10 protein-coding genes are annotated in these 9,815 nt (G+C 44.1%); 2 read left to right on the top strand and 8 right to left on the bottom strand.

What is annotated here, in order from left to right:
• Positions 1-725: 725 nt before the first annotated feature.
• The 6 genes from AACQ83_RS19845 to AACQ83_RS19820 all read right to left on the bottom strand — a co-directional run bounded on the left by AACQ83_RS19845 (position 726) and on the right by AACQ83_RS19820 (position 7,403).
• Complete coding sequence (locus AACQ83_RS19845) at positions 726-2,516, bottom strand: ATP-binding protein (RefSeq protein ID WP_240000864.1); 1,791 nt, start codon at positions 2,514-2,516, stop codon at positions 726-728.
• Entirely contained in the window at positions 2,513-4,126 is a 1,614-nt protein-coding gene (locus AACQ83_RS19840) for a 5-oxoprolinase subunit B/C family protein (RefSeq protein WP_112879308.1), read from the bottom strand. Before AACQ83_RS19840 ends, AACQ83_RS19845 begins: the two co-directional genes overlap by 4 nt.
• Before the next feature lie 17 nt (positions 4,127-4,143).
• Positions 4,144-4,902: a LamB/YcsF family protein gene (locus tag AACQ83_RS19835; RefSeq protein ID WP_112879307.1), complete on the bottom strand. Its 759-nt coding sequence runs from the start codon at positions 4,900-4,902 to the stop codon at positions 4,144-4,146.
• 99 nt (positions 4,903-5,001) lie between these two features.
• Entirely contained in the window at positions 5,002-5,649 is a 648-nt protein-coding gene (gene pcp, locus AACQ83_RS19830) for a pyroglutamyl-peptidase I (protein WP_112879306.1), read from the bottom strand.
• Positions 5,650-5,658: 9 nt separating this feature from the next.
• On the bottom strand, positions 5,659-6,675 hold the full coding sequence (locus AACQ83_RS19825; protein ID WP_112879305.1) for a DUF979 domain-containing protein: 1,017 nt from the start codon (positions 6,673-6,675) through the stop codon (positions 5,659-5,661).
• Positions 6,675-7,403 (bottom strand): DUF969 domain-containing protein, encoded by a 729-nt coding sequence (locus AACQ83_RS19820; protein WP_112879304.1) that lies wholly within the window; start codon positions 7,401-7,403, stop codon positions 6,675-6,677. The genes AACQ83_RS19825 and AACQ83_RS19820 overlap by 1 nt, the downstream gene beginning before the upstream one ends.
• Before the next feature lie 436 nt (positions 7,404-7,839).
• Between AACQ83_RS19820 and AACQ83_RS19815 the strand changes: the two genes are divergently transcribed.
• Together AACQ83_RS19815 and xreR1 are read left to right on the top strand one after the other, a co-directional pair.
• Entirely contained in the window at positions 7,840-8,502 is a 663-nt protein-coding gene (locus tag AACQ83_RS19815; protein WP_112879303.1) for a GntR family transcriptional regulator, read from the top strand.
• A gap of 321 nt (positions 8,503-8,823) precedes the next feature.
• Positions 8,824-9,060: a cell morphology transcriptional regulator XreR1 gene (gene xreR1 / locus AACQ83_RS19810; RefSeq protein ID WP_112879302.1), complete on the top strand. Its 237-nt coding sequence runs from the start codon at positions 8,824-8,826 to the stop codon at positions 9,058-9,060.
• 117 nt (positions 9,061-9,177) lie between these two features.
• Here xreR1 and ccdB read toward each other — a convergent pair whose 3' ends face one another.
• The gene (gene ccdB, locus AACQ83_RS19805; protein ID WP_112879301.1) at positions 9,178-9,486 is read right to left on the bottom strand and encodes a type II toxin-antitoxin system toxin CcdB; all 309 of its coding nucleotides are present in this window, start codon (positions 9,484-9,486) and stop codon (positions 9,178-9,180) included.
• Entirely contained in the window at positions 9,487-9,705 is a 219-nt protein-coding gene (gene ccdA / locus AACQ83_RS19800; protein WP_112879300.1) for a type II toxin-antitoxin system antitoxin CcdA, read from the bottom strand.
• Between the last annotated feature and the right edge of the window lie 110 nt (positions 9,706-9,815).

The raw sequence follows: 9,815 nt of genomic DNA, 5'->3' as shown, positions 1-9,815 counted from the left end.
GGTAAACAGATTAAATCATCGCCCCCGAAAAACACGGGGTGGGAAGACACCGAATGAATTATTTAAGGGTATACGAACATGTTTACTTCCAGATTAACGATGTTGCACTTATTATGTGAATCTACCATAGTCACAAATTATCACACTGTTTGTCATTCGCTAGATAAATATATATGGCTGTTATCACTTAATAATCATTAGTAAATTATGTTATCGTTGTTTTTAATTTTATTGAAATATTTTCATGTTTATTAATAACTTGAATGACTTTTAAATTTTTAATTGAAATGTATGATATTGAAAATATTTTATAAATATTCTTCTGGATAAAAACAAAATAATTTTATTCATAATTCATTAGATATAACAAATAAACAAATGTTAAATTGTGTAATGATTTATCTATCTTATTTACAATATTAATGAAATGGTTAGAGATATTGCCATTAATAGTTATTTTTTCCTACTTATAAATGATTCAATTAGCTTCTTTTTCACGGTATTGCTTGCATTTTAATTTTAATCTCTTCATTAAAATTATGCGGAAATTATCCGCACAATTTGATGTTGTATTGAGCAATGTGAATTTATGTGTCAAATTAGCCAATTAATTTTGACTCATTTGGCGATTATACCCTATGGATTTCAAGATGCATCGCGACGGCAAGGGAGCGAATGCAGCCAACAAAGAGGCAACTTGAAAGATAACAGGTATATCATCATTATTAATCATCGTTAATACTTGCCAGCACATTTCCTGCCTGTTGATAACCGCCTTCTTCTGCATAGATAACGATTTTCCCAGAACGATGTGCGGTAAGTTGCGTTTCCATTTTCATTGCTTCCATGACAGCAATGACATCACCTTGTTTAACTTCATCACCTTCCTGCACATACCAGGATTGTAAAACGCCGGATATTGGTGCTGAGACGGGATTCGATACTGCTATTGTCTCCTCAGCTTCACTACCTTTGCTCTCAGTGATGAAATTTTGCTTAGAATCAGGCAATGAAAGCCCTTTTAATAATCCGGCGGGTAGTCCCAGTTCATGCCGACGGCCATTAATTTCAATAAAAGTACGTGTTACCTTTTCTTGATAATGATTTTCCTGACGCGGAGATATTTTTATATCATTGATAAAATCAGTTTCGATCCAACGTGTATGAACGTTAAATGTGTCATCGGAAATAAAATCAGGATGTTCCATTACCGCTCGATGAAAAGGCAATACTGATGCAACGCCTTCAATGCTGAATTCCTGTAATGCACGTCGCGCACGGGCAATAGCTTGTTGTCGGGTTGGTCCGGTGACAATCAATTTAGCCATCAGCGAATCAAAAGTGCTAGGGATGGTGGAACCTGCTGCAACACCAGAATCTAATCTTATTCCTGGGCCGGAAGGGGGAGAAAATACCGTCACGGTTCCGGGCGTCGGTAAAAATCCTTTACCTGCATCTTCGGCGTTAATACGGAACTCAAAAGAATGGCCTAAAGAGATCGGTGTTGAGGTCAATGATAAAGGTTTACCTTCTGCAATCCGAAATTGTTCTACCACAATGTCGATCCTTGTGGTTTCTTCGGTGACAGGATGTTCGACCTGCAAGCGAGTATTGACTTCCAGAAAAGAAATCGCGCCGTCTACACTGAGTAGAAATTCCACTGTTCCGGCTCCGATATAACGAGCGGCGGTGCAAATATCCTGTGCCGCTTGATGGATACGCTGGCGCTGATGTTCGGTCAAAAATGGGGCTGGTGCCTCTTCCACCAATTTTTGGTTACGCCGTTGTAGTGAACAATCTCGTGTACCAAGTACTACCACATTGCCATGTTTATCAGCCAGAATTTGCGCTTCAATATGACGAGGTTTATCCAGGAACTGTTCAATGAAACATTCTCCACGACCAAAGGCCGCTGTTGCTTCACGAACAGCCGAATTGTAGAGTTCGGTGACTTCATCGAGCCGCCACGCCACTTTCATGCCACGTCCGCCACCGCCATATGCTGCTTTAATTGCAATTGGCAGGCCATATTGTTCGGCAAACGCCAGAGCTTCCTCTGTGTTTTTCACTGGTTCTTCTGTACCTGAAACCTGTGGTGCGCCTACCTGTTGGGCAATTTTGCGTGCTTTAACTTTGTCACCCAGAATATCAATTGTCTCTGGTTCAGGACCAACCCAGATCAACCCCGCATTAATAACTGCACGGGCAAATTCTGCCCGTTCAGCCAGAAATCCGTATCCGGGATGTACCATGTCGGCACCTGAACGTTTCGCAATATCCAATAATTGGGGAATATTAAGATAAGTATCAGTGGGGCTGTTTCCACCTAAACTATAAGCCTCATCAGCCAATTGTACATGTTGTGCATTGATGTCCGAATCAGCGTAGACGGCGATAGATTGTAAACCATAATCCCGGCAGGCACGGATGATACGGACGGCAATTTCACCGCGGTTAGCAATCAAAACTTTTTTCATGGGATGGTTTTTAATATTCATGGTGATTACGGTACTCATGAGCAGCAATCGCTCTCTTTTATTTCGTGAAATTCAGTGATTGGGTTGAAGCGGATACGGGCATTGACAGGAATTTGTCCCGCAAGATCGAGATGGTAGCTGGCAACGGAACCAATGACTGGATAGCCACCGGTCAAAGGGTGATCTGCTAAAAACAAAACTGGTTGACCACTGGCGGGAACCTGAATTGCTCCGGTGGTCGTTCCCTCACTCGGTAACTCTTTATGGTTAAGACGCGACAGTGGTGTGTCGCTATACAGGCGAATACCGACTCGATTAGATTGTGGTGTAACCTGCCAAAGTTGGCTTTTTAGCAGGGATAGCGCTTCTGTTGTGAACCAATCAGTACGCGGCCCCAGAATGATATCCAGTGTAACGATATCGTCAGAAGTAGGCATATTAAAAGCCGGCCTTTCATCCATTGATACCGCGCAACCCTGAGTCACAGTAAGAATATCCAAAATATCGCCTATAGCGATTGGCTTGGGGCCAATGTGTGCCAGCGTATCGTAAGAGAGGCTGGAGAGAATAGGTTGCTTGGCAAAGCCGCCACGCACAGCTAAATAAGAACGCACTCCCGCTTTGGGCGTTCCTAGTGTCACTGTATCACCTTCACTCAGATCAATAGGCTGATAGCCAGCAACCTGAAACTTGCGGCCAGATGCTGTTTGAACAGTGATTGGGCAGTCAGCACCTGTGACAGCGATAATGACATTGCCATGAGAAATAAAGCTTAATCCTCCTTGCACAATTTCCAGACATGCGTTATCCGAAGGATTACCGACGATCCGGTTGGCACTTCTCAGCGCGGTTTTATCTAGCGCGCCGGCAGCGGAAATACCTAAACTAGCTTGCCCTGAACGCCCTAAATCCTGAAAAAGTGTTTGTATTCCAGTGGTTAGGATTTCCAGCGAGGAGTGTTTATCAACCTGTGAAGATAGAACGTCCTTTATGGGGGCAACAGGGGTTTTGGGTTTAGTGATAGAGATTGCGGCGCCTTTGCCTTGATCTCTGAAACGTACCCGGAAACCGGGTTGTAACAGGGAAGAGGGAGAACGTGAGAGATCCCACATGCGCTCTGGCGTGATACCGATGATTTGCCATCCTCCCGGACTGGCTTGAGGGTATATCCCACTGAATTCTCCAGCCAGACCAACTGATCCCGCAGGAATGCGGGCTCTTGGCGTCATTCGGCGAGGGACATGTAAATGGTTTGAATCTGCGACTAAATAGGCAAACCCGGGGGCGAATCCGGTAAAAGCAACGGTGTACTCACTTTCTGTATGTTGCTTGATAACTTCCTGTGTGGTGATGCCGAGAATTTCTGCCACTTCCGCCAGATCTTCACCATTGTAATACACCGGGATTTCAACGAGTTTCCCTGTTGTCCTATCCAGTGTATTCAGGTTGCGGCCATTGATTTCTTTGGCAAGTTTGACGGTGGAAACAACATTGGGACGAAATCGAATCAACAGTGTTCTGGCCGCCGGAATAATTTCTTCTACGCCAGCAATAGAGCAGGTGTTAAGTGAATCAAATAACGCCAGCGTTTCATTCAGATCATGAAGCTCGACAATAATGGCATCTAAATTAACAGGTAAAAAACGCACTAGATACTCCTGGGCATTTAAATAAAGGAGCGTACGGTGATCCCGGCTTGTTGCAGGGTTAGTTTCACCTGACGTGCCATTTCTACTGCATCTGGGCTGTCACCATGAACACAGATGGAATCTGCCTGAATACGGGTAAAACTGCCATCAATGGCTTCAACTCCCCCTTCGGTCACCAATTGCAACATGCGTCGGGCAACGAGATTAGCGTCATGAAGCACAGACCCTTTTTCCCGGCGGGAAACTAGCGTGCCTTGTGGAGTGTAAGCTCTGTCAGCAAAGGCTTCCGCAACGGTACGCAAGCCTTTTTCCCTCGCTAAATCCAATATTTTTGAGCCGGCTAATCCAACCAGCGCTAAATTGTCATCCACTTCGCGAATCGCCGTAATAACGGCAAGGGCTTGGTATTCATCATGGGCAATCGTGTTATACAGTGCACCGTGCGGTTTAACATAACTTACGGTGGTTCCTGCCGCCGCTGCCAAACCTTTTAACGCGCCAATCTGGTAAATAACATCCGCGATCAGCTCATTGCTGGAAACATCCATATTACGGCGACCAAATCCGACAAGATCTGGATAAGACACATGAGCACCAATAATCACCTGATTTTCACGGGCAGCTTTTAAAGTTTGAAGGATCCCGGCAGGATCACCCGCATGAAATCCGCACGCTACATTGGCGCTGGTGACAATGCTCAGCATGGCGTTATCATCGCCCATTTTCCATTGACCAAAGCTTTCGCCAAGATCACTGTTTAAATCAATAATGTTCATAGTCGTGACTCCAATAAAATGATATTCAAAAAAGGAGTAAAAAATTCAGGATGCTTATCAGTTCTACAGATAGCATCCGCTACGCCGATAGACGCTGAATTAATGAATCGTTCCTCCGCCAGTAACTATGTCCTCACTGTTTTCTAATGCTTGCTTGATAGCGATTTTCAGGGCTGTTGTTATTGTTTCCAGCGTCATACTTGGTGTACCGGGGTGTTTTACCGCCTGTTCAGGCAGGTAGGGAATATGGATAAATCCACCACGTACTTTGGGATAAGTCAGTGCCAGATGATGTAGTAGGCCATACATGACATGGTTGCAGACATATGTGCCAGCACTCTGTGAAATCGAAGCGGGGAGCCCTGCGGTTTGCAGGCCACTGACGATCGCTTTAATCGGCAGGGTGGCGAAATAGGCAGCGGGTCCTGCTGCCACGATAGGGGTATCAATGGGTTGATTGCCCTGATTATCGGGAATACGTGCATCGTTGATGTTAATCGCTATGCGTTCCACCGTGATATCTGGTCTGCCACCTGCTTGTCCCACCGCAATGACCAGTTCAGGTTGTATCTCATCAATGGCAGTGCATAGGCAAGTTAGAGAAGTGTTAAATACACATGGGAGCTGTCGTGTCTCAATATGTGCTCCAGATAGTTGTTGGTTTTGCAGTTGTTTGACTGACTCCCACGATGGATTGATGGTTTCATTGTCAAAAGGTTCAAAAGCGGTAATTAGAACGGTTTTCATGGGATCTCCTTACAAAAACATCAAAAAATAGAGCAAAAAAACATTAGTAATCAGCAGCGTTATTCCAGTAGGAGTTTGTGCTTTAATGACCGCATTGCGATTGGGTAATTCCAGCAGCGCGGCCGGAACGATATTGAAATTTGCGGCCATTGGGGTCATCAATGTGCCACAATAGCCAGAGAACATGCCGATGGCGGCCATAACCGCCGGATTGCCGCCATGTTGCAGTACCAGAATGGGAATGCCGATCCCGGCGGTGACAATCGGGAACGCGGCGAAGGCGTTGCCCATGATCATCGTCAATAGCGCCATGCCGAGTATGTATGTCGCCACCGCGATAAATCGGTTATCTACTGCCAAATAGTGCTCTGTCAGGTGAGAAATGGCGGTACCGACACCTGCTACGGTAAATAATAGTCCTAACGTCGCTAATATCTGTGGCAGGATAAACGCCCAGCCGATAGCGTCCAGCAGGCGACGCGCTTCTTGGGTTGATTGAGCTACGCCTTCACGCGTCATTTTTAGTGCAATGCCATATCCGACTAGGCAGCCGATTGTCATGGAAAATAGCGTCACCAGCGTGGCATGGTTGCCGGTACCGAACAGAGCTTGTTGTAATCCAGGAACGTGGTTAAACAGTAATACGCCTGTCACCGTGACGATAGGGATTGCCAGTGCGGGAAGAAATAGACGATTACCCAAACGGGAGGCGCTTTCCTGCCGTTGCTGAGGTGTGCGTTGAGGGTAGCTACCCAATCGTACACCGCCAAAACCTGCCGTCAGTGCCATCAATACGACGATCAGCCCCACACTGATATGCAACATCTTTTGGGCTTCGGCTTCGCTGTCTGCCCATAGTGCTATTAAGCGGTAAGTCCAGTCGCCTACCAGAAACACGATGCCATATAGCGCCCAGAACAAGCTGGTGGTCAGGCGGCGAGGATTGGTGTGGTCACGCCAGGACATTACTGCCACAGCTAACAGAATCACGCCTGCCAGCCAATAAAGATACTGTTGCTGAAACATTACTCCACCTTCCTTCGATTTTTGTCCATATCATTCAGTGCTGCCAGTTTGGCAGCGATCTGGTGATCAAGACGAGACAAGCGGAAAGCGTGGATCAGAAAAGCACAGATGGCGGTAGGAATTCCCCACATGGCGATATGTAGCGGCTCTGTTTGGATGCCGCCAGACTCTAGCATAAAGTTATGCATAAAGATGATTGCGCCAAAGGCGACGAAAATATCCTCACCGAAGAACAGGCCAACATTGTCGGTTGCTGCCGACATGGCCCGCAGGCGATAACGTACATCGTCAGGCAGGTCATGATGACGGTTTTCCGTCGCTCCCTCGACCATCGGCGCCAGCAAGGGACGCACCATTTGTGGGTGTCCTCCTAAACTGGTCAGCCCTAGTGCAGCGGTTGTTTCACGAATAAACAGATAGATGATTAGCAAACGTCCTGCGGTTGCTGTTTTAATATTGCTAATCCAGGTCTGAGCCCGCTCTTTTAAACCGTGCCGTTCCAAAAGGCCGATAGTTGCCAGCGGCAACAGCAAAATTAGTGGCAAATTTCGGGTATTGAGGAAGCCGGAACCTAGCTTTTCCAGAATCTCTGTGATCGACATATGTGCTGCCAGCCCGGTGATGATCCCTGCGACAATTACCACCAATACTGGATTAAACCTAAGTAAAAAACCCACGACAATAACTGCGATACCAATCAACGGCCATAGATTCACGATCTGTTGCATGTTGTCTCACCTCGGTAGATAAAAATTGCGGTTGCTTGCTGTGTCGTCATAGGCTGAATTCCTGTGTGGTAGATAAATTTATATCTAAGCAATATGCGTACCATCGTTGGATAATTTTCATTTATTGTTAAAGTATTATTTTTATATTGTTGAACAATAAATAGAGTGAGGCGAAAGAATAGGCAAAATAAATTATTTTTTTATTATGGAAATGAAATGCAGATCACTGTTTACAATAATGATGCTCTATTATGGTGCGTTTAATGCACTATCATGAGGCAATAATCATTCTGGCGTAGAAAACAGTAAGCGGGTTAGATCCCTATGCTTGCTGACAGTAGGTGAATGTGTGAAGATTCCTGCCATCCTTTTATTGCTTTAAGACTGGTAATTCGTGGCTGGATTGGGTCATCATACGCCCTTTCGACTAACCATTATGAAAAAAGATAATTCCGCTCCTAAGATATTAAGTGAAAAAGTAACAGATATTATCCGGCAAAAGCTGATTATTGGAGAGCTATCACCCGGTCAACGACTGTCAGAAACGGTTTTGAGCGAACAGCTTGAGATATCGCGTAATACATTACGTGAGGTTTTTCGGATACTGACTCAGGAAGGGTTACTGCGATATGAACCTAACCGTGGTGTTTTCGTCGCCACACCGAGTATCGCTTCTATTATTGATATTTATCGAGTCAGACGGCTTATTGAATGTCAGGCATTAGAGCAGTCTTACCCTATGCATCCTGCGGTTGGACACATGCGTAGGGCAATTGAAATGGCGAAACAGTGTCGTGATATTCAGGACTGGATCGGTGTTGGAACCGCAAATATGGCGTTTCATTCCGCTATTGTTCAACTTACTGACAGTGAACGGTTGATAACATTCTATGGGCATATTTCTGCGGAATTGCGTCTGGCTTTTGGTTATCTGAACGATCCTGAACTTTTTTATGCTCCTTATATTGATCAGAATGCCCATATTTTTGCGTTACTTGAGAAAGGTGAACCAGAAAGTGCGGCCTCTGAGTTAAAAAGCTATCTGGAACAGTCAGAACGTACTGTATTAGCGGCTTATACGCGCAAAAATCGTGCTTAATAAATAAAGATTAAGATAATACCTGCGGCTAGATTGGCAAATTTATTTAAAATTTTTTCATATTTTTCCTTTGTAACGTTATGTTTGTTTGGTGCCTTTCCAGACAAAGGCGATAGTGTTTATAGAGATCAAGGAAGTCAATGCTAAGAGAAGTTATATATGCCTTTTGTGCCATGATGTCGAACTTTTTAATCGATCATGTGGTTATTAAAAACATCATTCATCGTATTTTTGCGGTAATTCATATTAGTAACATGAATTACAGGAAAACGTGACTTATAGTCCGTGGTTTGATAAGTAACGCCGTTCGATACTTATCGAATGAAAAAACCTGACACTATAAAATCCATTTTTGGGCAAAGAGTTAGATATATCAGAACGGCATCTGGTATGTCTCAGGAAGCTTTTGCCGATAAATGTGGGCTTGATCGCACTTATATCAGCGGCATCGAACGCGGCGTCAGGAATCCCACGCTTGAAGTTATTAATGTCATCGCAAGTGGTTTACAGATCGAATTAAAAGATCTGTTTGACTTTGACGCAGAGAAAAAGAGTTAGTCGATTTTATTTGAGTATTGAGTTTTTACTCATTCTTGTTGTTTTGTTGTTTTATCGTCTCTCCTCCGTTAGAAGATTTTATTCTGTTGTTACAGTCACGGATCTGAATCGTTTCTGTTAAATTCCCCAAAACAAGAGATTAAGCGCATCTTTGATATCAGATGACCATTGGCTCACATCAGTGATTTTCTCTCCGATTACGCTTTCTGAGACACTCGAAAGTTCTGTTGTTAAAAGTCGGTAATTTTCATCTCTGATTTGCACTATAGGAAATAGATGACGACTCACCTTGCTTGAAAAATGATGCGTTTCAACCAAAGGAATAACCATACGCCTTCCTGGTGTTTCAATGATGTCGCTTTGTACATCAACAAACATACTGTATTTGCTTTCGCTCCGTTTGTATTGATAAACAATAAATTGCATTTACCAGTTCCTGTTTTCATCAGCAAATGAGCCATATTGTTCAATAAATTGAGCAACTTCTTCCATTCCTTTGCGATTATCTGCTTTCCAACTTTCAGCTTTGATTCGTTGAGCTTCTCTGGTCATGATTTCATTAACAAAACCTGAAATGTTTACACCGGCTGAACTCAGGATCAGATAATTTTCTTTATCAACCGTTACGTTAACTCTATGCTTCATAGCACACCTCAAAAACACACTTTAAGTACACATTAAAAGTATGTATTTCGTGAAAACAAAAGGCAACCTTATTTTTTACGTTCGCATGAGGAAATGGATTGCGAGCAGGA

Source organism: Photorhabdus sp. S10-54, assembly GCF_963878145.1.
GTDB lineage: Bacteria > Pseudomonadota > Gammaproteobacteria > Enterobacterales > Enterobacteriaceae > Photorhabdus > Photorhabdus kayaii.
This window is presented reverse-complemented; position numbering and strand designations above follow the sequence as displayed.

Bases quoted from the DNA above. Each gene is read 5' to 3' on its own strand.
- AACQ83_RS19825 (WP_112879305.1), bottom strand. From the start codon at position 6,675: ATGTTTCAGCAACAGTATCTTTATTGGCTGGCAGGCGTGATTCTGTTA.
- AACQ83_RS19820 (WP_112879304.1), bottom strand. From the start codon at position 7,403: ATGCAACAGATCGTGAATCTATGGCCGTTGATTGGTATCGCAGTTATT.
- pcp (WP_112879306.1), bottom strand. From the start codon at position 5,649: ATGAAAACCGTTCTAATTACCGCTTTTGAACCTTTTGACAATGAAACC.
- AACQ83_RS19815 (WP_112879303.1), top strand. From the start codon at position 7,840: ATGAAAAAAGATAATTCCGCTCCTAAGATATTAAGTGAAAAAGTAACA.
- ccdA (WP_112879300.1), bottom strand. From the start codon at position 9,705: ATGAAGCATAGAGTTAACGTAACGGTTGATAAAGAAAATTATCTGATC.
- AACQ83_RS19835 (WP_112879307.1), bottom strand. From the start codon at position 4,902: ATGAACATTATTGATTTAAACAGTGATCTTGGCGAAAGCTTTGGTCAA.
- xreR1 (WP_112879302.1), top strand. From the start codon at position 8,824: ATGAAAAAACCTGACACTATAAAATCCATTTTTGGGCAAAGAGTTAGA.
- ccdB (WP_112879301.1), bottom strand. From the start codon at position 9,486: ATGCAATTTATTGTTTATCAATACAAACGGAGCGAAAGCAAATACAGT.
- AACQ83_RS19845 (WP_240000864.1), bottom strand. From the start codon at position 2,516: ATGAGTACCGTAATCACCATGAATATTAAAAACCATCCCATGAAAAAA.